Here is a 24455-nt window from a genome sequence, read left to right as displayed (position 1 = left end):
GCCGTGTCCGATCAGCCCCGGGCCGGGACGTGGGAGACGGCCTCCACGTTGTTGCCGTCGGGGTCGCGGACGAAGGCGCCGTAGTAGTGCTCGTGGTACTCGGGCCACTCCTTCGGTTCGTGCAGGACCCGCGCCCCGACCTCGACGGCGGCGGCGAAGAAGGCATCGACGGTGGCCCGGTCGGCCGCGGTGAACGCGATGTGGGACTCGCGCGCGGGGCCGTCCGTCTCGCTGGGCGAGATCCAGAACGCGGGGTCGTCGGAGCCGTAGGCGATGACCTCCCCGAACTGGAGCATGCGGCGGTGTCCCAGGGGCGCGAGGACGGCGTCGTAGAAGGATGCGGCGGCTGTGGGGTCGGTGACCTGGATTCCTAGGTGATCCAACATGCCCCGAGTGTGACACCCGCCACCGACATTCCTCGATGGGACACGTCCCTCCGAAGCACGCCCCGCCGGTTCACCGATCCGAATACACCCTGTGGAAACCCGTCGGTAACCCAGGGTGACACTGAATACTGGTCTTCATGCACCCGAGGAGGCAGTATGTCTGTCATGAGTATCCGGCCGGAAGTACCCGAACGACGGCTCACCGTGGACGACCTCGAGAACACTCCGGACGACGGGCGGCGGTACGAGCTGGTCGACGGGAGGCTTGACGTGTCTCCCGCGCCCAAGCCCTTGCACACACGAGTGAGCTACCGTCTGGGTTTCCATCTCGGCAATCACGCCCCCCACGATCTGGAGATCGGGGAGGGCCCCGGGATCATCCTCGACGGGGACCCGGGCCGGCATCGCATCCCCGACCTGGCCGTCTTCGACCAGGAACCGCCGGAGGAGGGTTACTACACCGTTCCCCCGTTGCTGGCGGTGGAGGTGGTCTCGCCCGAGAGCGTGCTTCGCGACAACCACACAAAGCGGCACGAATACGCCGCTTTCGGCATCTCCGCCTACTGGATCATCAACCCCCACCCGGAGAAGCCCGGCATCGTGGAGTTCCGTCTGGAGGACGGTGTCTACCAGGAGATCGGTCAGCGCCAGGGTGAGGAGCTCTTCGAGACCGACTTCCCCTTTCCCGTGAAACTCGTCCCGCACTGGCTCGTGGCCAGTGGCCCATGGCGCGAACACATCGGGGGGACGCCGGCGACCAAGTGATCCGGCGACCGGGGTCAGGCGACCCAGCGGTAGAGGTGTTCGGGACGACCGGCGGAACCGTAGCGCATGCGCAGTTCCGCCCGACCATCGGCGCACAGGTGCTCAAGGTAGCGGCGGGCCGTCACCCGGGACACCCCGGAACGCTCGGCCACCTCCGCGGCGGACAGCTCCCCCTCCGCCTCGCGCAGCACCCCCGCGACCAGGTCGACGGTGGCCGCGGTCAGGCCCTTGGGCAGGGAACGGGCCGCGGGCGGACGCAACAGTCCGAACAACCGGTCCACGTCCTGTTGGGTGGCCTCCCCTGGGGCCTGCATCTGCCGCCGGGCCACCGCGAATCGTTCGAGCTGGTCGCGCAGGGCGCTGAGCGGAAAGGGTTTGAGCAGGTAGTGAACGGCACCGCCGTGCACCGCCGAGCGGACCTGGGCGATGTCGCGAACGGCGGTGATCATCAGGAAGTCGGGTTGGGGCGTGCCCGGTTCGCCGGCCGATCGCAGGGCGCGCATGACCGAGATCCCCGAGCCGTCGGGCAGGTGCAGGTCCAGCAGGACCAGGTCCGGACGGTGTCCGCGTACCTGGGCCAGGGCCGCGGCGGCGGTGTGCGCCACCCCGACCACGGTGAACTCGGGCACCGACTCCACCAGCTCCTGGTGGTTACGGGCCACCCGCACGTCGTCGTCGACGACCAGGACACGGATCACCCGGCCACCCCCGTCGGCGCGGCGACCGGCAGGCAGGCGGTGAAGACCGCGCCCTCCTCCGCGTCGGGAGCCTCCATCTCGATGCTTCCCCCTCTGCTCTCACAGACCTGCTTGACCAGGGCCAGGCCCAAGCCCCTGCTTCCACCGTCCCGGGACGCCTTGGTGGTGAAACCGAACCGGAAGATCTCCTCGGCGACGTCATCGGCGACCCCCTGTCCGGAGTCGATCACCCGGATCTCCAGGAGGTCGTGCGGCAGGTCGGTGTCGGCGGACCTGTGCAGTCGTACCAGGACCTCGACCCATCCGCCATGGGCGACCGCGTCCAGGGCATTGTCCACCAGGTTGCCGAGGATGAGCAGCGCGTCGGATCGTAGTTCGCCTTGGAGGCACTCGGGGACACTCGTCATCGGGGACAGGCCGAGGTCGACGCCCATCTCGGAGGCCTGCGCCGACTTGGCCAGGGTGAGGGCGGCCAGCGCCGGGTCGCGCACGTGTTCGGCGACGCCGCTCGTGGTGCGGGTGTGGGTGGCGGTGAGGTCGGCCAGGTAGTCGCGGGCCTCCTCGTGGGCGCCCAGCTCCAGCATGCCCGCGACGGTGTGCACCCGGTTGGCGAACTCGTGGGTCTGGGCCCGCAGCCCTCGGGTGACGGTACGGGCTCCGTCGAGTTCTCCGGTGAGCCGGTTCACCTCGGTGCGGTCCCGGAGGGTGACCACCGCCCCGGACTCGACGCCGCGGATGCGCACCGGCATGCGGTTGGCGACCAGGATCCGGTCACCGGCCAGCAGGATGAGGTCTCCTCCCTGATCGACTCCGGAGACGATGTCGCGGGCCCGTTCGGGCAGGTCGAGTTCATCCAGGTGCCGGCCCTCGGCGTCCACCGGCAGGTCGAGCATGGCGCGGGCGGGCGGGTTCACCAGGACCACCCGGTCGTTGGTGTCGACGGCGAGGACACCCTCGCGCACGGCGTGCAGGAGGGCTTCTCGGCTTTCGAGCAGCGCGGTGATGTCGGCGGGTTCGAGCCCGTGCGTCTTGGCGCGCAGCCGCCGGGACAGCGCCCAGGAACCGACCACGCCCACGGCGAGGAGGAGCACGGTCGTGGCGAGGATGGCGGGGATGGCGGCACGGGCGTCCCCGGCCGCGCTGGAGGTGAGGATCCCCAGCGACACGTAGCCGACCACGTCGCCCCGCGCGTCGCCGCCACTGACCGATCCGCCTTCGGAGAAGACGGGCACCTTGGCGCGGACCGTGCGGCCTTGGGTGCCGTTCTGGACCCCGGTCCACTCCACGCCCCGGGCCGCGGGGCCGGGCGGGGTGGAGACCGTCCGACCTATGAGGTCCTTGTTCGGGTGGGTGTAGCGGATTCCCTCGGGCGTGGCGATGACCAGGAAGTCCGCGCCGGTGGCCGCGGCGACACGGTCGGCGAGGGGGTCCAGTTCGGCGCTGGGGTCGGGCCCCTGCACGCCCTCGACCACCGTGGGCATGACGGCCACGGAGCGGGCCACGGTGAGGACGCGTTCGGCGTACTGGCGGTCGGTCGCCCGGTCGGCCTGGAGCATCCAGAGCACCCCGACGCCGGCGAGCGCCACCGCCAACAGGCACACGTATCCGATGAACAGTGAGCCGGTGAGCGTGAGCCGGCTTCGTGCGGGCGGTGAGGTCATGGGTACTCCAGTGGCCGGGGAGCGCGGGTGATCCGGCCGAAGGCGCAGGTCGTCAAGGGACGTAACGCGCTTCACGAACAATACGACCAATATGACGCCAGTTTTAACAAAACCCTCATCTCTCCGTGCCGCGGGTCACACTGTGTCCTGGATCTCCCCTGCGTCTGCGCACCGGGGGACGTGCACAGACGATCAAGGAAGGAGAGGACCCATGCGCAACAGTGGCGTGGCACTCCGCCTGCTGGGTGGGCTATGTGCCCTCCTGCTGGTCGGGACGGCGCTGTTCGACGTTCGCCAGAGCGCGGCCTCGGGCGATGGAGCTCAGGAGAAACTCCTGCTCATCGCACCGGCCGGGCCCGGCGGCGGCTGGGACACCCTGGCCCGCGAGATGCAGAACGGCCTGCGCGAAGAGGACCTGCGATTCAACGTCGAGGTCCGCAACGCCGAGGGCGCCGGCGGCACCATCGGTCTGGCCCAGACCGCGAGCCGCGAGGGTCAGCCCAACGTATTGACCATGACCGGTCTCGGGATGGTGGGAGCGGTGGAGACCACCGGGTCGCCGTACACGATGGCCGACTCGACTCCCATCGCCCAGCTGGCCTCGGAGTACCTCGCGATCGTCGTCCCGCAGGATTCCCCCTACGAGACCGTCGACGACCTCGCCGAGGACTGGCGCGAGCGCCCGGGGACCCTGCCCGTGGCGGGCGGCTCCATGGGCGGCGTCGATCAGATCTTCGCGGCTCAGGTCGCCCAGAGCATGGACATCTCCCCCGGTGAGATCAACTACCTGCCCTACTCGGGCGGCGGCGAGACCCTGACCTCCCTTCTCTCCGGCACCTCGGAGATCGGGTTCGGCACCCTGGGCGACTTCAGCGACCAGATCGAGGACGACGGTCCGCTCCGCGCGCTCGCCGTCTCCTCCCCCGAACGTCTGGACGGGGTGGACATCCCCACCATGACCGAGCTCGGCTACGACCTGGAGATGTCGAACTGGCGCGGGGTCATCGCACCGCCCGGGTTGACCGAGGAGGAGGCCGACGGGTTGGAGGCGCTCGTCGAGGAGATGGTGGCCTCGGACTCCTGGGCCGACACCTTGGAGCGCAACCGCTGGACCGACACCTACCAGGGTCGCGACGATTTCGAGGAGTTCTTGGGCGAGGAGATCTCCCTGACCCAGGAGACCGTGGAGGAGCTGGGACTGTGAGCCCCGACGGAACAGACGAGAAGCACACCGCGGGCACCGACCCGTCAGAGACCACCGACGGCTCCGGGCCCCCCGAGACCACGGACGTCGTCGAGACCCGGGGGACGGAGACGAACACCGCGGACACGGCCGCGGACACGGCCCCGGATCCCGAGACCACCGTGTGGAGGGGCCCGGCGGCGTGGATCGTCCCCGCGCTGGCCGCGATCCTGGGCCTGGTGGCCCTATGGGGCGCGGTCACCATCGAGGCCCCGCCCAACGCCACCAGTCCCGGTCCGGGCGCCTTCCCCGGCGCGGTGGGCGCACTGTTGCTGATCATCGCCGTGTGCATGAGCGTGGTGAACCTGCGCAACCAGGGCAGCGGGAAGGGCTCGTCCCCGTTCGCCTGGTTCGAGAGCCGACCGGTCCTGTTGGTCCTCGTCGGCCTGGTGGCGCACACCGCCCTGCTGGAGTTCGTGGGCTGGCTGCTCGCCGGCGCCCTGCTGTTCTGGGTCGTGGCCTACGCGTTCGGCGCCCGCGCGTACCTGCGTGACGCGATCGTGGCGCTGTCGATGTCGGCCGCCGTGCAGGTCGGTTTCTCGCTCGGGCTCGGGCTCAACCTGCCGGGCGGCTTCCTGGAATTGGTGCTGTGATGGACACTCTGATCAACCTGATGGACGGGTTGGCCTCAGCGCTGACCCCGCAGAACCTCATGTGGGCCTTCCTCGGCGTGCTCTTGGGCACCGCCGTGGGCGTCCTGCCGGGCATGGGCTCGGCCATGGCGGTGGCCCTGCTGTTGCCGGTGACCTTCCGGTTCGACCCGACCAGCGCGTTCATCCTGTTCGCGGGTGTGTACTACGGCGGCATGTTCGGTGGCGCCACCACGTCGATCCTGCTGAACACACCCGGGCAGGCGTCGTCGATCGCCACTACCTACGAGGGCCACAAGATGGCGCTCAACGGCAGGGCGGCGCAGGCACTGGGCACCGCGGTGATCGGTTCGTTCGTGGCGAGCGTCATCGGCACGCTCGTCGTGGCGTTGTTCGCGCCGGTCATGGTGGCGTTCGCGCTCAACTTCGGTCCCGGCGAGTACTTCGCCCTGACCGTGTTCTCGTTCGTGGCGGTGGCCGCGGTGGTGTCGGGTTCGGTGCTGCGCGGCGTGACGTCGCTGCTCATCGGTCTGGCCATCGGTTTGGTGGGCATCGACGCCCAGAGCGGCGCGGCCCGTTTCGACTTCGGTTCCTCCAGCCTGATGGACGGCATCGACATCGTCATCGTGACCGTGGGTCTGCTGGCACTGGGCGAGGTGCTGTACATCGCGGCGCGCGGCAAGTCCGCTCCGAACTTCGCGGCGATCCGCACCGGGCGTCCGTGGCTGGGCCGCAAGGACCTGCGCCGCTCCTGGAAGCCGTGGCTGCGCGGCACCGCGTTGGGCAGCGCCTTCGGGCCGATCCCCGGCAGTGGCGCGGAGATCCCCACGTTCCTTTCGCTGGGTCTGGAGCGCAGGCTCGCGGCTCGTCGTGCTCGCCGCACGGGTGAGGAGGACGAGTTCGGGCAGGGCGCCATCGAGGGTGTGGCCGGCCCGGAGTCGGCCAACAACTCCAGCGCCGCGGGCACCATGGTTCCGTTGCTCGGGCTGGGTCTGCCCACGTCGGCGACGGCCGCGATCATGTTGGCGGCGTTCCAGCAGTACGGGTTGCAGCCGGGTCCGGTGCTCTTCGAGCGCAACGCCGAGCTGGTGTGGACGCTGTTGGCGTCGCTGCTGATCGGCAGCGTCCTGCTGCTGGTGATCAACCTGCCGTTCGCTCCGCTGTGGGCCCGCCTGTTGAAGCTGCCCAAGCCGTACCTGTACGCGGGCATCACGCTGTTCTCGGTGCTGGCGGTGTACGCGATCAACACCTCGGTGACGCACCTGGTGATGCTGCTGGCGGTCGCGGTGCTGGGTCTGGTCATGCGGACGTTCGGGGTCCCGGTGGCGCCGGCGCTCATCGGTGTGGTCCTGGGGCCGATCGCGGAGACGGAGTTCCGTCGGGCCTTGGCCGCTTCCTCGGGCGACCCGTCGATCCTGGTGGGCAGTGGCATCTCGATCGGCCTGTACGCGCTGGTGCTGCTCGCGGCGGCACTGCCGCTGATCGCGTTCCTGCGTCGGCGTCGCGCCGACGCCCGCGCGGTGGACGTGAAGGAGCCCGTCGAGCGGCCCTGACTTCTCGTTCCCTCCCCCTGTGTGGCCCCCGGTTTCCGTCTGCCGGGGGCCACCGTTCGTGGAACCGTGCCCGTGGCCGCCCGAGACGGCTCGTCCGCCGAGGCGTGGCGTTACCGTCGCGGCGCCCGTGAGAACCGCGCACGATCCCACTGAACAGGTCCGGAGCGCGACCCGGTAATCTCGTCGGGCCAGTCGTACTCCACTCCGTGGGGCAGGGAACCCGGTGTGAATCCGGGACTGACGCGCAGCGGTGAGGGTGACGGGTGGGCATGTCCCGGGACACGTTTCCCGGGACGGCCACTGGAGCGACGCTCCGGGAAGGCGCCCCCTACCGATCGAACCCGAGTCCGAAGACCTGCTGGCGCTGGCGGTGACGGGCCGCCAGGTCATCCGCGGACCCCGCGTACGGGTCCCTGACCCGAAGGACGCGCATGCCCGATGTGCCCCGCACGCGGCGTGACCGCTGCCCCGGTGTACTCAGACCCTGGGCCGCCGACGACGGACTACTGGTCCGCCTCCGTCTGGTCGGCGGACGGCTCCCCTCCGATTCCCTGCGCGCCCTGGCCGCCGTGTCCGAGAAGTACGGAACCGGCAGGATCCACGTCACCGGCCGGGCCAACCTGCAACTGCGCGGGCTTCCCGGCGAGGACGGGCTCCTGCCCCCCGAGGTGCTGCGTGCCCTGGAGGACACCGGCCTGCTGCCCTCCCGCACCCACGAACTGGTCCGCAACATCATGCTCTCCCCGCGCGCGCAGGGAACGGTCCGTGACTCCGTCGCCACGGCTCTCGACGGGCTGCTGTGCGCCCGACCGCATCGGGCCGCCCTGCCCGGGCGCTTCCTGTTCGTCCTGGACGACGGCACCGGCGACCTGCTCGACCGCACCTGTGACCTCGGGCTCGTCGCACTCGACGAACACACCGCGCAACTGCGCGTCGGCGCCGGTTGGGGACCACTGACCCCGATCGGCGGAGCCGCGGCCCGGCTCGTGGAGCTCGCCGACGAGTTCCTACGGAGGCGCGGCGACGGGCCCACCGCGCCGTGGCACGTCACCGAACTCCCGGCACCGCTGATCGAACCGGTGCCACCGGACCCCCGGCTACCCGCCCCCGCGCCGCCGCTGCCGTACGGACCGCTGCCCGAGGGCGGGCATCACGTACCCGTGCCCGTGGAGGGCCTGGACCGCTCCGCCGCCGAAGCACTCGCCGCGGAGGCCCTGGTCTCCGGACGCGCAGACCTCGTCGTCACGCCCTGGCGTGGCGTTCTCGTCCCCGGAGGCGCCCTGTGAACGTTCCGAGTCGCCCGAACCGACGCTACGAGTACGTGGACGACGGCCCCGCGATCTACGTCGACTCCTTCGCCACCATCCGGCGCGAGGCCCGCCTGGACCACCTTCCGGCCAACGCCGAACGGCTCGCCGTACGGATGATCCACGGCACCGGCCAGGTCGACCTCGCCGAGGACCTGGCGATCCACCCCGATCTGGTCCCCGAGGCGCGCGCCGCCCTACGGTCCGGTGCCCCCATCCTGTGCGACGCGAACATGGTGGCCAGTGGTGTGACCGCGAGCCGCCTGCCACGCGGCAACGACGTGCTCTGCTTCCTCGGCGACGAGCGGGTCCCCGGTCTGGCCCGGGAGTGGGGCACCACCCGGACCGCCGCCGCCGTGTCCCTCTGGGAGCCGCTGTTGGAGGGCTCCGTGGTCGCTGTGGGCAACGCGCCCACCGCCCTGTTCCATCTGCTGGAGATGCTGATCGACGGCGCCCCGCGCCCGACCGCGATCGTCGGCTGCCCGGTCGGCTTCATCGGAGCCGCCGAATCCAAGCAGGCCCTGACCGAGCTCGCCGACCGGTTCGGTGTCGACGTTCCCTACGTGGTCGCCCGAGGCCGCCGAGGGGGCTCGGCGATGACCGCATCGGCGCTGAACGCACTGGCCAAGGAGGAAGAGGCGTGACCGGTCGTTTCCACGGTGTCGGCGTCGGTCCCGGCGACCCCGAACTGATCACTCTCAAGGCGGCCAGGCTCATTCGCGGAGCCGACGTCGTCGCCTACCACGCGGGCGTCGGTAAGGAGTCCAACGCCCGCCGCATCGCCGCCGACCTCATCCCGGACGCGGCGGTCGAGGAACAGCTGACCTACCCGGTGACCACCGGCGCGACCGACCACCCGGGCGGCTACACGGGGGCACTGGCCGACTTCTACGAGGCGTCGGCCGCGCGGTTGGCCGCCCACCTCGACGCGGGCCGCGACGTCGTGCTGCTCTCGGAGGGCGACCCGCTCTTCTACGGCTCGTACATGTACATGCACGACCGGCTCTCCGAACGGTACGAGACCGAGATCGTGCCCGGGGTCCCCGCGTTCGGCGCCGCCGCCGCGGCGACCGCGACGCCGTTGGTCCGGCAGACCGACGTGCTCACCGTGCTGCCCGGCACCCTTCCCGAGCCGGAGCTGGCCCGCCGTCTGGCGGACACCGACGCCGCGGTGATCATGAAGCTGGGCCGGACCTTCCCCGCCGTGCGCCGTGCCTTGGAGGCGGCCGGGCGTCTGGAGCACGCGATGTACCTGGAGCGCGCGTCGATGGAGGGGGAACGGCGGATGCCGGTCGCGGAGGTCGACCCGGCCACGGTCCCCTACTTCTCCCTCGTGTTGGTCACCGGCGACAGCCGCAACGGCAGGAGGTCCCGGGACCGCGTGGTGTCCGAACCCGCCACGGGACCCGCGGCCACCGAACCCGCCGGGCCGGCGGCCGAACTGCTGGTCGTCGGTCTGGGGCCGGGCCCCGGGCACTGGCTCACCCCCGAGGCCTCCTCGGCGCTGGCGGAGGTGGACCACGTGGTGGGCTACGGCCCCTACGTCGACCGTGTCCCCCAGCGCCCCGGCCTGAGGCGGCACGCCTCCGGCAACAGCGTCGAGATCGACCGCGCCCGCCTCGCCCTCGACCTCGCCCTCGAGGGGGAACGCGTGGCCGTGGTCTCGGGCGGGGACGCCGGTGTGTTCGGTATGGCCACCGCCGTGTTCGAGGCGGCCGAGGACCCTGCCTACCAGGGGGTCCCCGTCCGGGTGCTGCCCGGTGTCAGCGCCGTGCAGGCGGTCGCGGCGCGGGCGGGCGCCCCCGTCGGGGGCGACTTCGCGGTGATGAGCCTGTCGGACCGGCTCAAGCCCTGGGAGGTGGTCGAACGCCGCCTGCGGGCCGCCGCCGAGGCCGACCTGGCGCTCGCGATCTACAACCCGGCCTCGCGCTCGCGAACCGCGCAGATCGCCACCGCACGCGAGGTCCTGCTGGAACACAGAAGACCCGACACCGTGGTCGTCGTCGGTCGGAGCATCGGCCGCGACGGCGAGTCCCTGGAGGTGACCACGCTCAACGAACTCGATCCCGCCACGGTCGACATGCGCTGCCTGCTCATCGTCGGCGCGTCCGGGACCCGTCTGTCCCGGTCGGGCCGTGTCTGGACGCCGAGGTGGGTGAGGGCGTGACGGTGCACTTCGTGGGAGCCGGGCCCGGCGCCGCCGACCTGCTCACCGTCCGCGCCACCCGGATGCTCGCCGTGGCCGACGTCGTCCTCTACCCCGGCACGTACCTGGACCCGGAGGTCCTCACCCACTGCGCGCCCGACGCCGACCTGGTCGACACTCAGGGCCTGGACCTGGACCGCATCACGGAACGGCTGGTCGCCGCGCACGCGGCGGGTCGGGAGGTGGTCCGACTCACCTCCGGGGACCCGTCGCTGTACTCGGCGCTGGCCGAACAGACCCGCCGTCTGGACGCACACGGCGTGCCGTGGGACGTCACCCCGGGTGTGCCCGCCTACGCGGCCGCCTCGGCGCTGGTGGGCAGGGAGCTGACGGTGCCGCTGGTGACGCAGTCGGTGGTGCTGACCCGGACCAGCGCCCGCTCGACCGCGATGCCGGCCACGGAGTCGCCGGCGGCGTTCGCGGCGACCCGGGCCACCCTGGTGCTGCACCTGGCGATCCGGCGGGTCCGCGCGCTCATGGCCGAGATCGTCTCCGAGTACGGCGCCGACTGCCCCGCCGTGGTCGTGTACCGGGTCAGCCAGCCGGAGGAGTCGGTACTGCACGGCACGGTCGCCACCATCGCCGACCTGGTGGAGGAGGCGGGGTTGCGGCAGGCCGCGGTGGTGTTGGTCGGACGCGCGCTCGCTCCCGAGGGCGGCGGCGAGTCCTACTTGTACGACCCGGCGCGGCCGAGGGTCAACGATCCCTCGACAGGTACCACTGGGTGACGGTGCGGGCGGGGGTCCAACCGGTGAACGTGCCGACGGGAGCGGCGGTCTCCACGGCCAACCGGGACAGCTCCCCGCCATGGCGCCGGTACGCCTCCGCCAACAGGTGCTCGGTCTCCAGCGTCACCCCGTGCACCACGATTCGGCCACCCGGGCCGAGCGCCTCCAGACAGGTGTCGAGCACGCCCGGTCGCGTCGCCCCGCCGCCGACGAACACCGCGTCGGGGGCGTCCAGCCCGGTCAGCGCGTCCGGCGCCCGCCCGGTGACCACGCGCAGCCCCGGAACGCCGAGCCGCCCGGCGTTGCGTCCGATCCGCTCGGCACGCCCGGGATCGGCCTCCACCGCCGTCGCCGCGCACGAGGGGTGGGCGCGCATCCACTCGACCGCCACCGAGCCCGCACCCGCACCCACGTCCCACAGGTGCAGCCCCGGGGAGGGCGCCAACCGGGCCAGGGCCGACGCGCGCAGGTCCCGCTTGGTCAGCTGGCCGTCGTGCTCGAAGGCGGCGTCGGGCAACCCCGGGACCAGCCCGTACCCCGCCGGACCGGACAGCTCCAACGCCAGTACGTGCAGGCGGGGGACCTTCTCGAAGGAGCCTCCGAGCAGGTCGTCCGCCGTGGTGGACGAACGGGACTCGGTGTCCGACCCCAGGTCGCCGAGGACGGTCAACCGGCTGGAACCGTAGCCGGACCCGACCAACAGGGCGGCGACCGTTCCGGGTGTGGTGGCGTCCGAGGAGAGCACCAGTACACGGCGGCCCGGCGACAGCTCGCGCATCAACAGGCGCGGATCGCGGCCGACCAGGCTCACCACCGCGCACCCGTGCGCCGACCAGCCCATCCGGGCGCGCGCCAGAGCGACCGAGGAGACGGCCGGCTCCACGCGTACCGCGTCCGTTCCGAGCAGTGCGACCAGTGTGGTGCCGATCCCCGACACCAGGGGATCACCTGAGGCCAACGCCACGACGCGGCGGCTTTCGAGGGAGTCGAGCAGCGGGCCCAGGCCCTCGCGCAGCGGAGAGGGCCAGGCTCGCCTCAGCTGACCGGGCGCGTCCGGTAGCATGGCCAGGTGCCTGCGCCCGCCCAGCACCACCTCGGCCGTCAGGACCAGGGCGCGCAGCCTCTCGGGCACGCCCGCCCAACCGTCTGCGCCGACGCCGACGACGGTGATCGGGGGAGGGGACGTCTCGACCTTCATGACAGGACGCTATCGTGGCGGCCGAAGGTGTGAGGTGCCCCGACGGCCCGACCATCGGAAACGGTGGGAAGGGCGGGAGGGGAGAATCTGGGAAGCCCGGTGAGACTCCGGCACAGGCCCGCTGCGGTGAACCGAGCCTCCCCGAAGGAGGACTCGGCAAGTCCGAAGACCGGCCCCGCACCCGCCCATGATCCATGGCGCAACGAGCGGGAGCCTCACATGCCATTGCGGACGTCCCACTATCCCTTCTCCGCGATCGTCGGCTGCGACGCCGAACCCCTTGACGACCTCGGTCTGGCCCTCGTCCTGGCCAGTGTCTCCCCCGACATCGGTGGTGTGCTGGTCCGCGGCCAGAAGGGCACCGCCAAGTCCACCGCGGTGCGGGCCCTGGCCTCCCTCCTGCCCCCTGTCGAGGTCTACCGGGGTGACCGCTTCTCCGTAGATCCGGCCGACCCCTCGCAGGAGTCCCCCGACGGCCCCTTCCCCTCCGGCACGGCCGTGGAGAACCGCCCCGTACGCCTGGTCGAACTGCCGGTCGGTGCCACCGAGGACCGTGTCCTGGGCTCCCTGCACCTGGAGCAGGCGCTCACGCACGGCCAGGTCGCCTACGAACCCGGCCTGCTGGCCAGGAGCCACCGCGGGCTCCTCTACGTGGACGAGGTCAACCTGCTCCACGACCACCTGGTCGACCTCCTCCTCGACGCCGCCGCCACCGGCCGGGTGACCGTGGAGCGAGACGGCTTCTCCGTGGAGCACGCCGCACGGTTCCTGCTCATCGGCACGATGAACCCCGAGGAAGGTGAGCTTCGCCCGCAGCTCCTGGACCGGTTCGGGCTCACCGTCGAGGTCGCCGCTCCCACCGATCCCGCCGCCCGGGTGGAGGTGGTCCGCAGGCGGATGGCCTACGACTCCGACCCGGACGCCTTCGCCGAGCGCTATGGCCGGGCCGAGAAGACGTTGGCCGAGCGCATCGCGGCGGCTCGGGAGACAGCTTCGCGCGTCCGGCTGTCCCACACCGCGCTGTTGAAGATCGCACAGGTGTGCGCGGCGTTCGAGGTCGACGGTTTGCGCGCCGACATCGTGACCGCGCGCACGGCCCTCGCGCACGCCGCCTGGCACGGCCGGACCTCGGTGACCCTGGCCGACATCCGTCGCGCCGCCCTGCTGGCTCTGCCTCATCGGCGCCGACGCAACCCTCTCGACGCGCCCGGCATCGACGAGGAACTCCTGGACCGTGTCCTGGGGGACGAGGAGCCGCCGCCGGACGACCCCGAACCGCCGGGCGGCTCGAACGTCCCGGACGACCCTGACGGCTCCGGTGGTCCCGACCCGTCCGATCCGTCCGACCCATCCAGCGAGGACGGCGAGGACGGCGAGGACGGCGCATCCGACACCGACGACCCGGGAGGGGGCCCCTCCCAGGGCCCGGACGGCGGAGGAACCGAGCAGGCCCCCGCCCCGCCCCGAGGGCCCGAGGGCTCCCAGGGCGAGGAGACGTCCCGGGAGGCGGAGGAATCCGAACCGGAAGGGGGCGCCCCTCGTCCCACGGCGGGCACCACGGTCAAGGCGGACCCCGCCTACCGACCCCGCACGTTCACCGCGCGGGGCGCGGGCGTCGGCGCCGACGGTCGGCGCAGCCGTGCCCTGGGCACCCGAGGCCGCAGGATCGGGGCCGCACCTCCCAGCGGGGGAAGCGGCGGCCCGTTGCACCTGGTGGAGACCATCAAGGCCGCGGCCTCCCGCCCGCACGGCGATGGGCGAATCGACCTGCGCCCCCGCGACCTGCGGGTGGCGGTACGCGAGGGCCAGGAGAGCAACCTGGTGCTGTTCTGCGTCGACGCGTCCGGGTCGATGGCGGCGCGCAAACGCATGGGCGAGGTCAAGACCGCCATCCTCTCCCTGCTCCTGGACGCCTACCGACGTCGCGACAAGGTCGGTCTGGTGACCTTCCGCGGCACGAGGGCCGAACTGGTACTGCCTCCGACCCGTTCGGTGGACACCGCCGCCGCCCGGTTGGACGCGCTGGCCGCCGGAGGGCGCACCCCGCTCGCGGAGGGTCTGTTGGAGGCTTCCCACGTCCTGCGACGCGAGCGTCTGCGCGACCCGAGACAGCGTCCGTTGCTCGTTCTGGTGACCGACGGCCGCGCCACCGGCGGCCGGGGTTCCGTCGGTCGTTCCCTGCGGGCGGCCGACCACGTCGCCGGGATGGGCGTGGCCACCGTCGTCGTGGACGGTGAGTCCGGCCCGATGCGGCTGGGTCTGGCCGCCTCCCTCGCCGCCCGGTTGGGCGCCGAACACCTCCCCGTCGGTGAGGTCAGCGCCGACACACTGGGTACCACCGTCAGAGAGAGGGCCGCCTGATGCCTCAGGGAAAACCGCTCGTCGTCCCCGACGACGGGCTCACCACCCGGCAGCGCCGCAACCAGCCCGTGTTCGCCGTGCACACCGGGGACGGCAAGGGCAAGTCGACCGCCGCGTTCGGGCTCGCCCTGCGCGGCTGGAACCAGGGCTGGCGAATCGGGGTGTTCCAGTTCGTGAAGTCGGCGAAGTGGCGCATCGGCGAGCAGACCGTGCTCGAACGTCTGGGAAGGCTCCACCAGGAGACCGGCGAGGGTGGCCCGGTGGAGTGGCACAAAATGGGCTCGGGCTGGTCCTGGAGCCGCCGCAAGGGCAGCACGGAGGACCACGCGGCGGACGCGGCCGAGGGCTGGGCCGAGATCAAGCGCAGGCTCACCGAGCAGACGCACGACCTGCTCATCCTCGACGAGTTCACCTACCCGATCCACTGGGGATGGGTCGACGTCGAGGACGTCGTGACCGCCCTCCGGGGCCGCCCGGGCCGCCAGCACGTGATCATCACCGGCCGCCGCGCCGCCCCCGAACTCTTGGAGGCGGCGGACCTGGTCACCGAGATGGCCAAGGTCAAGCACCCGATGGACGCGGGCCGCAAGGGCCAACGGGGGATCGAGTGGTGAGGACCCCGGCGGCCTCCGGGCCGACGGGACGGTCCCTCCCGGCGGACCTGCCGCATTCGGCGAAGCCGCCGAGGCTGATGATCGCCGCTCCCATGACCGGGCAGGGCAAGACCACGATCGCCACCGGGCTGATGGCCGCGCTCGGGGACACCGGCCTCACGGTGAGCGGCCACAAGGTCGGCCCGGACTACATCGACCCCGGTTACCACGCCCTGGCCACCGGCCGCCCCGGCCGCAACCTCGACCCCCATCTGGTCGGTGAGGAGCGGGTGGCCCCGTTGCTCCTGCACGGGGCACGGGGCGCGGACGCGGCCGTCATCGAGGGCGTGATGGGGCTGCACGACGGGCGGATCGGCACCGACGGCTTCGCCTCCTCCGCGCACGTGGCGGCGCTGACCCGCACTCCGGTGGTACTGGTCGTGGACGTGTCCAGGATGTCCCGCTCGGTGGGCGCGCTGGTCAAGGGTATGGCGGACTTCGACCTGGCGGTCGAGGTCGTCGGCGTGATCCTGAACAAGGCGGGCTCGGCGCGCAACGTCGCCGAGATCACTCGCTCGGTCGGCCTGCCCGTCCTCGGTGTGGTCCCCCGTGACGAGCGCGTCGCCGGTCCCTCCCGCCACCTCGGGCTGGTCCCGGCGGCCGAGCGGGAGGGCTCGGCACGGGTGGTCGAACGCCTCGGTGAGCACGTCGCGAACCACGTCGACCTGGAGGCGCTGCTGGAGGTGGCCCGTTCGGCTCCCCCGCTGAACACACGCCCCTGGGCCCCGGCCGAGCAGGTGAGGGCCCCGGACGGGAACGACCGGCCGGTGGTCGCCGTGGCCGGGGGCCGGACCTTCACCTTCCGCTACAGCGAGACCGAGGAACTGCTCACCGCCGCCGGATGCCGGGTCGTCGTCTTCGACCCGTTGACGGACACCGCGCTGCCCTCCGGTACCCGGGGCATCTACCTGGGCGGCGGTTTTCCCGAGGTGTACGCGGCCGAGCTGGCCGCGAACCGGAGCCTTGCGACCGAGCTGCGCGAGGCGGTCCGCGACGGGGTCCCGACCGTGGCCGAGTGCGCGGGATCGCTCTACCTGGCCGGGTCGCTGGACGGCCACGACATGGCGGGGGCGATCCCTGCCGAGGCCCGGATGACCAAGCGGCTCACCCTGCGCTACCCCGAGGCGGTCTCCCCCGGCGACACCCTGCTGACCCGGGCCGGGGAGAGGGTCACCGGCCACGAGTTCCACCGAACGACCCTGACGCCCGGTTTCGGGGATCACCCGGCCTGGGAGATCGACGGTGCGCCGGAGGGTTTCGCCTCCGCGACCCTGCACGCCTCCTACCTGCACACGCACTGGGCCGGGCACCCGAGCCTCCCCGCGAGGTTCGCCGAAGCCGTACACAGCGCACCGACCACGGCCTCGGTATCGGCCGCCGCGCCGGCCATGCCCTCCCCCATCGCACGGACGGCCGCCCCCGACCCCAAACCGGTGGTCGACCCGCTGCGCCACCACGGCGACGTGGAAGCACGCGGCGACCTGCTCGACTTCGCCGTCAACGTCCACCCGGGGCGGCGACCCGCCTGGCTCGACCGGGCGCTGCGAGAGAGCCTGAACCACTCGGGCGTCTACCCCGACGCCGAACCCGCACGCATGGCCGTCGCACGGCGGCACGCCCGGCCGCCCGCGGACGTTCTGCCAACGGCGGGAGCGGCCGAGGCGTTCACCCTCATCGCCCGGTCGCGTTCCTGGCGTCGACCCGTCGTCGTGCACCCCCAGTTCACTGAGCCGCACGTCGCCCTGGAGCAGGCCGGGAACACCGTCACCACCGTGCTGTGCGCGCGGAGGGACGGCTTCGCCCTCGACCCCGCCGCCGTCCCCGAGGACGCCGACCTGGTGGTGGTCGGCAACCCCACCAACCCCACCGGTGTCCTGCATCGGGCCGATGCCCTGCGCGGGCTGTGCCGGCCCGGACGGCTGGTCGTGGTCGATGAGGCGTTCATGGACGCCCTCCCCGGGGAACCGGAGTCCCTGGTCGGTGAGCGGATCGAGGGCCTGGTGGTGCTGCGCAGCCTCACCAAGCACTGGTCGATTCCGGGAATCCGCGCCGGATACGTGGTCGGTGACGAGGCCGTGGTGCGCGAGCTGGCCCGGGTACAGACGCCCTGGTCGGTGTCGGCGCCCGCGATCGCCGCCACGGTCGCCTGCATGAGCGACGAGGCGAGCGCGGAGGCGGAGCGCCGGGCCGAGGAGTTCCAGGGCCGGCGCACCGATCTGGAGAACGGCCTGCGCGAAGCGGGAATCGAATTCGTTCCCTCCCGGGCCCCGTTCCTACTGGTCCGCGTAGGTGAAGGGGTCCACGCGCGCCTGCGCGAGCAGGGCATCGCCGTACGCCGCGCCGACACCTTCCCCGGACTGGACTCCACCTGGGTGCGTGTGGCCGTGCGCCCGACCGAGACCACGCGGGAGCTACTCGCCGCCCTTTCCCGTTGACCCCACCGGACGACCTCACGTCCACCGTCGGTCCGCCTTTCGTACGGACGGTGTCCGAGGGTGGGGGCACGCGACGTCATTCCAATGAGGACACCCAGTCGAAGGCGGACGCCACGTCGTCGACGGTGGGAACCCCCTCCGGTCCGGGTGGGCGCCGTACCACCACCACCGGGACACCGAGCCGCTCGGCGGCCGCCATCTTCGGCCAGGTGTAGGTGCCCCCGGAGTCCTTGGTGACGAGCACGTCCGCGCGGTGCCCGGTCATCAGCTCCAGCTCACCTTCGAGCCGGTACGGGCCCCGGCTGGTCAGCAGACTCCAGGCGTCCGGAAGTTCGAGCTCGGGCACGTCCACCACCCGGGTCAGCACCGCGTGCTCACCCAGGGAGGGGACGAAACGGGCCAACTCCTGGCGACCGACCGTCACGAACGGCCGCTGTCCGAGTCCGGCCGCCAGCTCCGCCGCTTCCTCGTGGGTGTCGGCGTAGCGCCAGGTCGGGTCGGGTTCCCACCCCGGCCGCTCCAGACGCAGCAGCGGCAGGTCCGTACAGGCGGCCGCCGCGTTCGCGGTCATCCCGAGCGCGAAGGGATGGGTGGCGTCCACCACCGCGTCGTAGTCGGCCAGAGCCGCGCGCAGTCCGGGTACTCCCCCGAACCCGCCGATCCGCACCGCGCCCACCGGCAGACGCGGTCTGGCCACCCGTCCGGCCAGCGAGGTGGTCACGTCCACACCGTTCTCGACCAGTAGGGCGGCCAGTTCACGGGCCTCGGAGGTACCGCCCAGAAGCAGGATCCTCATAGGGGACGGCTGCGCCGAAGGCGTCCGTTGAGGGTGGCGGCGGGCGACGGGCGTGCGGACTCCCGACCTAGGAGGGGGAGAGCGGTGGGAGCGCCGTCGCGGGCCAGTCCCAGCAGCGCGTCGACGTCCAGGTACCGCTCCGCGAGGTCGGCGAGCAGGTCCATGCGCCGCTCGCGCGCGGCGGAGAAGTCCGCCCCGGACGGCTCGTGGCCCAGCGCCTGGGAGAGGAAGGCCGCCCGGAAGGCGTCGCCCTCCAGGCTGCCGTGCCACATGGTGCCGAAGACCCTGCCCGCACGCGCTCCGCCCAGGAACCCCTCCGCTCCCCCGCCCACGGTGACGCGTCCGTGGTGGATCTCGTAGCCGCTCGCGGGCGCGCCCAGCGCCTCGCCCTCGGGCAGCCGCAAGGTCTTCTCGGCGGTGAAGTCGGTGCGCACGTCCAGCAGTCCCAACCCCTCCTCGGACGAACCCGGCGCGGCCTCGACGCCTTCGGGATCGGTGATGGTGCGCCCGAGCATCTGGAGACCGCCGCAGATCCCGAGCAGCGGTCGCCCCCGGCGCACGTGCTCGGTGATCGCCTCGTCCAGCCCGCGCGAGCGCAGCCAGGCCAGGTCGGCGAGAGTGGAGCGGGTGCCGGGCAGCACCACGAGGTCGGCGTCGGCGATGTCGCGCGGCCCGGAGGCGAAGACCACGTCGAGTCCGGGTTCCAGGCCGAGCGCGTCCACGTCGGTGAAGTTGCTGATCCGGGGCAGGCGCACCACCGCCACCCGCGATACCGCCGTGGGGGCCGTCCGCCCGTCGGCCCGCCGCCCCTCCAGGTCGAGGGCGTCCTCGGAGTCCAGCCAGAGCCCGGGGTCCCAGGGCAGGGTCCCGAACACCCGGCGGCCGGTGACCCGTTCCAGGTCGTCCAGGCCCGGCTGGAGCAGGGCGTGCTCGCCCCGGAACTTGTTCACCACGAAACCGGCGATCAGGGCCTGGTCGGCGGGCTCCAGCAGCGCCACCGTCCCGTACATCGCGGCGAACACCCCGCCCCGGTCGATGTCGCCGACCACCACCACGGGCATTTCCGCGTGCCGGGCCAGGCCCATGTTCACGTAGTCGCCCGCGCGCAGGTTGATCTCGGCCGGGCTGCCCGCGCCCTCTGCGACGACGACCTCGTAGCGGGTGGCCAGGTCGTCGAAGGCGGTGTGCGCGGCCTCGGCGAGGTGGCGTCTGCCCGCTTCCCAGTCGGAGGAGGAGACCTCCCCGGCGGGACGACCCATCAGCACGGCGTGGCTGCGCCGGTCGCTGCCGGGTTTGAGCAGCACCGGGTTCATCGCGGGTTCGGGGACGGCGCGGGCGGCGAGCGCCTGCACCCACTGGGCGCGGCCGATCTCCGCCGGACGCCCGTCCGGGCCGTGACAGACCATGGAGTTGTTGGACATGTTCTGCGCCTTGTAGGGCGCCACCCGTACCCCCCGGCGGGCGAAGGCCCGGCACAGGGCGGTGGTGACCACGCTCTTGCCCGCGTCGGAGGTGGTCCCGGCGACCAGCAGCGCGGTCACTCGGGCCTCCTGAGCAGGGCGGTGTCCATCACCCAGCCGGCCTTGTCCTTGGCCCGCCGGCGCGCCGCCCCGATCTCGGTCAGCACCTCGCCCACCCGTCCGGCGACCAGTTCCTCGGAGTCGGCGCCCAGGTTGGCGCCCCACCACAGGGACCAGTCCTGCAGCCCCTCGAAGCCGTGCCGTCCGCCGAGCATGACGACGATGTTGTCCTGCCCCGCCTCGACGGCCTCGCGCAGCCGCCGCGCCGGTGTCACGTGCACCGGGCGGCCGACCCCGTTCAGCACGATCCGGTGCCGGGCGGCCAGGATCTGGGGGGCGCTGATCCCGGGGAGCACGTCGTGGTCCACTTCGACGTTTCCGCGTTCGGCGATCCGCGCCACGATCCGCAGCGTGGAGTCGTACAGGGAGGGGTCGCCCCAGACCAGGAAGGCCGCGGTGCCGCCGCGCTCGCCGAGTACCCGCTCGAAGGCGGCCACGCGTGCCTCGTGCCAGTCGGCGACCGCGGCCGGGTAGTCGGCGGGATCGTCGCGGTCGCGCTCCGGGTCGGCCACGGCCACCAGCGGCACACCGTAGGCGTCACAGATCTCCTGCCGCAGCGCGAACAGACCGTCGTCGTCCCTCTTGCGGACGGCGACGGCGTAGTCGCAACCGCGCAGGGCCTCGGCGACCTCCCCGGTGACGTGCCGGGGTCCCATGCCGATCCCCAGGATCCACACCCTCACTCGGATTTCTCCTCCAGGTCGCCCTCCACCTCCAGGTAGACCTCGGTGAGGGCCTCCATCGTGGCCGGGTCCGGCTCCGCCCACAGCCCACGCCGGGCGGCCTCGTGCAGCCGCTCGACGATGCCGTGCAGGGCCCACGGGTTGGAGCGACGCAGGAACTCCTGGGTCTGGTCGTCCAGCACGTACTCGGCGGCGAGTTTCTCGTACATCCAGTCGTGCACCACCCCGGCGGTGGCGTCGAAACCGAACAGGTAGTCGACGGTGGCGGCCAGTTCGAAGGCTCCCTTGTAGCCGTGGCGACGCATGGCCGCGATCCAGCGGGGGTTGACCACGCGGGCGCGGAAAACCCGGGCGGTCTCGTCGGCCAGGGGTCGGGTGCGCACCGCGTCGGGCGAGGTGGAGTCGCCCACGTAGGCCTTGGGGTCGGCCCCGCTGAGGGCGCGCACGGTGGCGATCATGCCGCCGTGGTACTGGAAGTAGTCGTCGGAGTCGGCGATGTCGTGTTCGGCGCTGTCGATGTTCTTCGCGGCGACCTTGATCCGGCGGTAGTTGGCCCGCATGTCGTCGGCGGCCGGAACGCCGTTGAGGTCGCGCCCGTAGGCGAACCCGCCCCAGGCCGTGTAGACCTCGGCGAGGTCGCGGTCGTCGCGCCAGTTACCGGACTCCACGACCTGGAGGATCCCGGCACCGTAGGAACCGGGGGCGGAACCGAAGATCCGCGAGGTGGCGCGGCGGTGGTCGCCGTGCTCGGCCAGGTCGGCGTTCATGTGCGCGCGCACGTGGTTGCGCTCGTCGGGTTCGTCGAGGTCGGCGACCAACCGGACCGCGTCGTCCAGCATGGCGACCACGTGCGGGAACGCGTCCCGGAAGAAACCGGAGATGCGCACCGTCACGTCGATGCGCGGACGCCCCAGCTCCTCCAACGACACCACGTGCAGCCGGCCGACCCTGCGGGAGGCCTCGTCCCACTCGGGGCGCACCCCGAGCAAGGCCAGGACCTCGGCGATGTCGTCGCCGGAGGTGCGCATGGCAGAGGTCCCCCACACCGACAGGCCGACCGACTCCGGGTAGGTGCCGGTCTCCTCCATGTGGCGGCGCAACAGGGACTCGGCCATGGCCTGACCGGTCTGCCAGGCGAGCCGTGAGGGGACCGCACGCGGGTCGACGGTGTAGAAGTTACGGCCGGTCGGCAACACGTTGACCAGTCCGCGCAGGGGGGAACCGGAGGGTCCCGCCGGTACGAAACCACCGTTCAGGGCGTGCAGGACGTGGTCGAGTTCGTCGGTGGTGCGGGCGAGCCGGGGCACGACCTGTTCGGCCGCGAACTCCAGGACTCGACACACCTCCGCGTCGTCGTGCGCGGCCGCCGCGGCGGCCGGGTCCCATCCGGCGGACTCCATGTGCTCGACCAGGTCCCGGGCCAGCTCCTCGACCCGGTCGACCTCGGTGGTGGGCGCGTCCTCCTTCAGCCCGAGGGCGGCGCGCAGGCCTGGCACCGCCCCTCCGACGCCTCCCCAGACCTGGGCCGCGCGCAGCACGGACAGGACCAGGTTGATCCGGGCCTCGCCCTCGGGCGCCGCGCCCAGCACGTGCAGGCCGTCGCGGATCTGGGTGTCCTTGATCTCGCACAGCCAGCCGTCGACGTGCAACAGGAAGTCGTCGAACTCCTCGTCGTCGGGCCGTTCCTCCAGTCCGAGGTCACGGTGCATCTCGGCCGCGCGCATCAGCGCCCAGATCTCACCCCGGATGGCGGGCAGCTTGACCGGGTCCATGGAGGCGATGTTGGCGTGCTCGTCCAGGAGCTGCTCCAGGCGCGCGATGTCGCCGTAGCTCTCCGCGCGGGCCATCGGCGGGATGAGGTGGTCGACGACGGTGGCGTGGGCGCGGCGTTTGGCCTGGGCGCCCTCCCCCGGGTCGTTGACCAGGAACGGGTAGACCAGCGGCAGGTCGCCCAAGGCGGCGTCGGTGGCGCAGGCGGCGGAGAGCGCGGCGTTCTTGCCGGGCAGCCATTCCAGGGAGCCGTGCTTGCCCAGGTGTACGACGGCGTGCGCGCCGAAACCGTGCTCCAGCCATCGGTAGGCCGCCAGGTAGTGGTGGCTGGGGGCCAGATCGGGGTCGTGATAGATGGCGATCGGGTTCTCACCGAAACCGCGCGGCGGCTGGACCAACACGACGACGTTGCCCGCCCTCAGCGCGGCCAGTACGAGTTCGCCCTGTTCGTTCACGTACAGCCTTCCGGGCGCGGCGCCCCACGCCCGGGTCATCGCCTCCTTCAGGGAGGGGTCCAGGTCCCGGGTCCATTCGGCGTACTGCTCGGGGGTGATGCGTACGTGGGCCTCGGTGAGCTGGACGGAGGTCAGCCAGTCCTCGTCCTGGCCGCCCGCCTCGATGAGCGCGTGGATCAAGGCGTCGCCCGCCTCGGTCTCGTCGGGCAGGTCGAGGCCGGGCAGGGCTTCGGGCTCGCCCAGGTCGTAGCCCTCCTCGCGCATGCGACGCAGCAGGCGCACCAGGGAACGGGGGGTGTCCAGGCCGACGGCGTTACCGATCCGCGCGTGTTTGGTGGGGTAGGCGGACAGGACCACGGCGATCCGCTTCTCGGCGGCGGGCACGTACCGGAGCCGGGCGTGGGCGACCGCGGTCCCGGCCAGGCGGGTGCAGCGCTCGGGGTCGGCGACGTAGCGCGGCAACCCGTCCCTGTCGATCTCCTTGAAGGAGAAGGGCACGGTGATGATCCGGCCGTCGAACTCGGGGATGGCGATCTGGGTGGCCGAGTCCAACGGGGTGACCCCGTCCTCGGACTCCTCCCAGTCCGCACGCGGGCTGGTCAGGCACAGGCCCTGGAGGACGGGGACGTCCAAGGCGGCCATGCGCTCCACGTCCCACGCCTCGTCATCGCCCCCGGCGCTCGCGGACGCGGGGACGCTACCGCCCGCCGCCAGGACCGTGACCACCAGGGCGTCGAGTGCGCCGAGCGCCTCGTAGAGGTCGTCGGGGGCCGAACGCAGCGAACCGGCGAAGACGGGCACGCCCACGGCCTGGCCGGTCGCGTCCACGGCGTCGGCCAGGGCGTGCGCGAAGGCGGTGTTGCCGCCCGCCTCATGGGCCCGATAGTAGAGGACGCCCACCTTGGGGAGTTTCGGGTCGCGGGGGCCCTCGCGCTCGGCGAAGCCCCACGGCGGCAGGGCCGACGGCGGCTCGAAGCCCTCTCCGGTCAGCAACACGGTGTCCGACAGGAAGGCGTGCAGACGGGCGAGGTTGGCGGGTCCGCCCTCCGCGAGGTAGCGGTGGGCCTCGGTCGCCAGACCGATGGGCACTGTGGAGTGCTCCATCAACTCGGCGCTGGGCTGCTGCTCACCGCTGAGGACCACCAGGGGCGTGCCCCCGTCTCGGACGGCGGCCAGTCCGTGCCACAGGTCGTGCGAGGAACCCAGCAGACGCACCACCACGAGGTCGGCACGCTCGACGGCGGCGGTGAGCTCGTCGTCGGACGCGCGAGACGGGTTGGCCCACAGGTACGCGGCGCCGCAGGCCCGCGCGGACAGCAGGTCGGTGTCGGACGTGGACAGCAGAGCGATCCGGACCGTCATGGCCGGACTCCTCCCTCGGGGTTCT

19 protein-coding genes and 2 riboswitches are annotated in these 24455 nt (G+C 72.1%); of the genes, 11 read left to right on the top strand and 8 right to left on the bottom strand.

Translation table 11 applies throughout. The features are described from left to right. Positions 1-11 precede the first annotated feature (11 nt). Positions 12-386, bottom strand: coding sequence for a VOC family protein (locus tag NLI01S_RS01050; RefSeq protein ID WP_067597660.1), 375 nt, complete (start codon positions 384-386; stop codon positions 12-14). A gap of 165 nt (positions 387-551) precedes the next feature. On the opposite strand from NLI01S_RS01050, the gene NLI01S_RS01045 reads away from it, so the two are divergent. Beyond that, positions 552-1151 carry a Uma2 family endonuclease gene (locus NLI01S_RS01045; protein ID WP_067597657.1) on the top strand — a complete coding sequence of 200 codons (600 nt, stop codon included), beginning with the start codon at positions 552-554 and terminating at the stop codon, positions 1149-1151. A gap of 14 nt (positions 1152-1165) precedes the next feature. Here the strand turns inward: NLI01S_RS01045 and NLI01S_RS01040 are convergent, their stop codons facing one another. Both NLI01S_RS01040 and NLI01S_RS01035 read right to left on the bottom strand, forming a co-directional pair. Then, positions 1166-1849, bottom strand: a complete 684-nt coding sequence (locus NLI01S_RS01040) for a response regulator (RefSeq protein ID WP_067597654.1) — start codon at positions 1847-1849, stop codon at positions 1166-1168. Then, positions 1846-3510, bottom strand: a complete 1665-nt coding sequence (locus NLI01S_RS01035; RefSeq protein ID WP_067597651.1) for an ATP-binding protein — start codon at positions 3508-3510, stop codon at positions 1846-1848. Before NLI01S_RS01035 ends, NLI01S_RS01040 begins: the two co-directional genes overlap by 4 nt. Positions 3511-3721: 211 nt before the next feature. Here NLI01S_RS01035 and NLI01S_RS01030 point away from each other — a divergent pair, with 211 nt between their 5' ends. From NLI01S_RS01030 to NLI01S_RS01000, 7 genes are all read left to right on the top strand, one after another. Next, a complete protein-coding gene (locus NLI01S_RS01030) occupies positions 3722-4714 on the top strand; it encodes a Bug family tripartite tricarboxylate transporter substrate binding protein (protein WP_067597648.1) in 993 nt (330 codons plus the stop codon). Next, complete coding sequence (locus NLI01S_RS01025) at positions 4711-5346, top strand: tripartite tricarboxylate transporter TctB family protein (RefSeq protein ID WP_067597645.1); 636 nt, start codon at positions 4711-4713, stop codon at positions 5344-5346. The genes NLI01S_RS01030 and NLI01S_RS01025 overlap by 4 nt, the downstream gene beginning before the upstream one ends. After that, a complete protein-coding gene (locus NLI01S_RS01020) occupies positions 5346-6896 on the top strand; it encodes a tripartite tricarboxylate transporter permease (RefSeq protein WP_067597642.1) in 1551 nt (516 codons plus the stop codon). The genes NLI01S_RS01025 and NLI01S_RS01020 overlap by 1 nt, the downstream gene beginning before the upstream one ends. A 173-nt stretch (positions 6897-7069) precedes the next feature. After that, positions 7070-7273, top strand: a riboswitch (cobalamin riboswitch). Positions 7274-7327: 54 nt separating this feature from the next. Next, on the top strand, positions 7328-8182 hold the full coding sequence (locus NLI01S_RS01015; protein WP_067597639.1) for a nitrite reductase: 855 nt from the start codon (positions 7328-7330) through the stop codon (positions 8180-8182). Beyond that, positions 8179-8847 (top strand): precorrin-8X methylmutase, encoded by a 669-nt coding sequence (locus NLI01S_RS01010; RefSeq protein WP_067597636.1) that lies wholly within the window; start codon positions 8179-8181, stop codon positions 8845-8847. The genes NLI01S_RS01015 and NLI01S_RS01010 overlap by 4 nt, the downstream gene beginning before the upstream one ends. Next, positions 8844-10370, top strand: a complete 1527-nt coding sequence (locus NLI01S_RS01005) for a precorrin-2 C(20)-methyltransferase (protein WP_067597634.1) — start codon at positions 8844-8846, stop codon at positions 10368-10370. Before NLI01S_RS01010 ends, NLI01S_RS01005 begins: the two co-directional genes overlap by 4 nt. Further along, positions 10355-11137 (top strand): cobalt-precorrin-4/precorrin-4 C(11)-methyltransferase, encoded by a 783-nt coding sequence (locus NLI01S_RS01000; RefSeq protein ID WP_067597631.1) that lies wholly within the window; start codon positions 10355-10357, stop codon positions 11135-11137. The genes NLI01S_RS01005 and NLI01S_RS01000 overlap by 16 nt, the downstream gene beginning before the upstream one ends. Here the strand turns inward: NLI01S_RS01000 and NLI01S_RS00995 are convergent. Further along, positions 11106-12335, bottom strand: coding sequence for a bifunctional cobalt-precorrin-7 (C(5))-methyltransferase/cobalt-precorrin-6B (C(15))-methyltransferase (locus tag NLI01S_RS00995; RefSeq protein WP_067597628.1), 1230 nt, complete (start codon positions 12333-12335; stop codon positions 11106-11108). The two genes, NLI01S_RS01000 and NLI01S_RS00995, sit on opposite strands and share 32 nt — an antisense overlap. 53 nt (positions 12336-12388) lie before the next feature. Next, positions 12389-12527: riboswitch (cobalamin riboswitch) on the top strand. A gap of 27 nt (positions 12528-12554) precedes the next feature. On the opposite strand from NLI01S_RS00995, the gene NLI01S_RS00990 reads away from it, so the two are divergent. From NLI01S_RS00990 to NLI01S_RS00980, 3 genes are all read left to right on the top strand, one after another. Then, positions 12555-14696 (top strand): VWA domain-containing protein, encoded by a 2142-nt coding sequence (locus NLI01S_RS00990; protein WP_371850595.1) that lies wholly within the window; start codon positions 12555-12557, stop codon positions 14694-14696. Continuing rightward, positions 14696-15310 (top strand): cob(I)yrinic acid a,c-diamide adenosyltransferase, encoded by a 615-nt coding sequence (gene cobO / locus NLI01S_RS00985; RefSeq protein WP_067597625.1) that lies wholly within the window; start codon positions 14696-14698, stop codon positions 15308-15310. Before NLI01S_RS00990 ends, cobO begins: the two co-directional genes overlap by 1 nt. Positions 15311-15387: 77 nt before the next feature. Continuing rightward, the gene (locus NLI01S_RS00980) at positions 15388-17784 is read left to right on the top strand and encodes a cobyrinate a,c-diamide synthase (protein WP_067597622.1); all 2397 of its coding nucleotides are present in this window, start codon (positions 15388-15390) and stop codon (positions 17782-17784) included. 76 nt (positions 17785-17860) lie between these two features. Here the strand turns inward: NLI01S_RS00980 and NLI01S_RS00975 are convergent, their stop codons facing one another. Genes NLI01S_RS00975 through cobN form a run of 4 tightly spaced genes read right to left on the bottom strand, consistent with a single transcriptional unit; the run spans position 17861 to position 24430 of the window. After that, positions 17861-18580 carry a cobalt-precorrin-6A reductase gene (locus NLI01S_RS00975; RefSeq protein WP_067597619.1) on the bottom strand — a complete coding sequence of 240 codons (720 nt, stop codon included), beginning with the start codon at positions 18578-18580 and terminating at the stop codon, positions 17861-17863. Further along, positions 18577-20121 carry a cobyric acid synthase gene (locus tag NLI01S_RS00970; RefSeq protein ID WP_067597616.1) on the bottom strand — a complete coding sequence of 515 codons (1545 nt, stop codon included), beginning with the start codon at positions 20119-20121 and terminating at the stop codon, positions 18577-18579. The genes NLI01S_RS00975 and NLI01S_RS00970 overlap by 4 nt, the downstream gene beginning before the upstream one ends. Next, positions 20118-20843, bottom strand: coding sequence for a precorrin-6A synthase (deacetylating) (cobF, locus tag NLI01S_RS00965; protein WP_067597613.1), 726 nt, complete (start codon positions 20841-20843; stop codon positions 20118-20120). Before cobF ends, NLI01S_RS00970 begins: the two co-directional genes overlap by 4 nt. Next, on the bottom strand, positions 20840-24430 hold the full coding sequence (gene cobN, locus NLI01S_RS00960; protein ID WP_067597611.1) for a cobaltochelatase subunit CobN: 3591 nt from the start codon (positions 24428-24430) through the stop codon (positions 20840-20842). Before cobN ends, cobF begins: the two co-directional genes overlap by 4 nt. Positions 24431-24455: the final 25 nt, after the last annotated feature.

This window comes from Nocardiopsis listeri NBRC 13360 (assembly GCF_001570765.1).
GTDB classification, from domain to species: Bacteria; Actinomycetota; Actinomycetes; order Streptosporangiales; family Streptosporangiaceae; genus Nocardiopsis; species Nocardiopsis listeri.
This window is presented reverse-complemented; position numbering and strand designations above follow the sequence as displayed.